1 protein-coding gene is annotated in these 1062 nt (G+C 31.3%); it reads right to left on the bottom strand.

The features are described 5' to 3' along the window. Positions 1-677 precede the first annotated feature (677 nt). The gene (locus A33Q_RS17700; RefSeq protein WP_016255494.1) at positions 678-872 is read right to left on the bottom strand and encodes a hypothetical protein; all 195 of its coding nucleotides are present in this window, start codon (positions 870-872) and stop codon (positions 678-680) included. Positions 873-1062 lie beyond the last annotated feature (190 nt).

Genomic DNA, 1062 nt, shown 5'->3' with positions numbered 1-1062 from the left:
AGAGTTTAGATTACAGTCTCTTCAATAATTCGTAAATTTGATTTTTTATATTTATTGCTTCAGTAAAATCAATTTCATTTCCATTAAAGGATATTGGTTCGTTATGGTAAATACGATTTCTAAATTCTCGAATATTGTTGAGCTTTTGAGCTTTGGATTTTGAATTACCAGCCGCTATTAAAAATCGGTCTAACCTAGGCTGTGACAAGTAATATTCTAATTTCTGATATTCCAACTTATATTTATTTTTTGCTTGCTTATTACAAATATATTTACTTTGAATTGTAATGCTTAATCAAGCCTCTTTCTTTATAGAAACGTAATTAAGTGAAAGATACACAGGGCCTCTCAAATTATTTTGAGAGGTTTTTGTTTTTTTTAAGGTTCCATAAATTATATCTAATGGTTGTAAGTCATATACGAGCAGGGCTTTTCCCATTGAACTTCCTACGGGAAATTGAACTTAAAATTTCGCTCTTCTTTTTTCCTATGAAGCACAAGTTCGGTACATGTGTATAACTAAAAATCGGTATTGATAGAAAGATAGGACAAAGTTTTCAAATTTATCTGGTGAATGAATTTAGCTTTGGGCCGGCAAGAAGAAAATAGGCAAACTGCACCCATCATCCACTTGAACTTCAAAAGTGCTGAAAAGAAATTTCGCCTAAAAGGATATGTCAATCCATCTTAACTATGGTCTTAGCAGCTGAAGAAAAGATTCCAAAACCTCCTTGTACATTGGTGGTCATGGGAACTGCTTCTCCTGTGAACAAATCCGGAGATTGCGCTAGCCTGTGGTAATAAAAGGTAGTAATGTGATTATAGTGTTCTTGATCTATTGTTTCTAAAATAAAATAGCTTCCTCTATCCACATTATGCCTTGAACATGGCCTTAAATAAAGGGTCAAATAAGAATTAAAAATTGAATAAAAAACATTTCTAAAAGGTTGAATTTTAATCCTAGTTTTAAGCAAAGGCCTTTGACAGACTGATTAATTTATTACTTCATGACACAATAACTAATATTATTTTAAAATTAATTTATGATTATCCGCTTGTATA

The organism is Indibacter alkaliphilus LW1 (genome assembly GCF_000295935.2).
Lineage (GTDB): Bacteria > Bacteroidota > Bacteroidia > Cytophagales > Cyclobacteriaceae > Indibacter > Indibacter alkaliphilus.
This window is presented reverse-complemented; position numbering and strand designations above follow the sequence as displayed.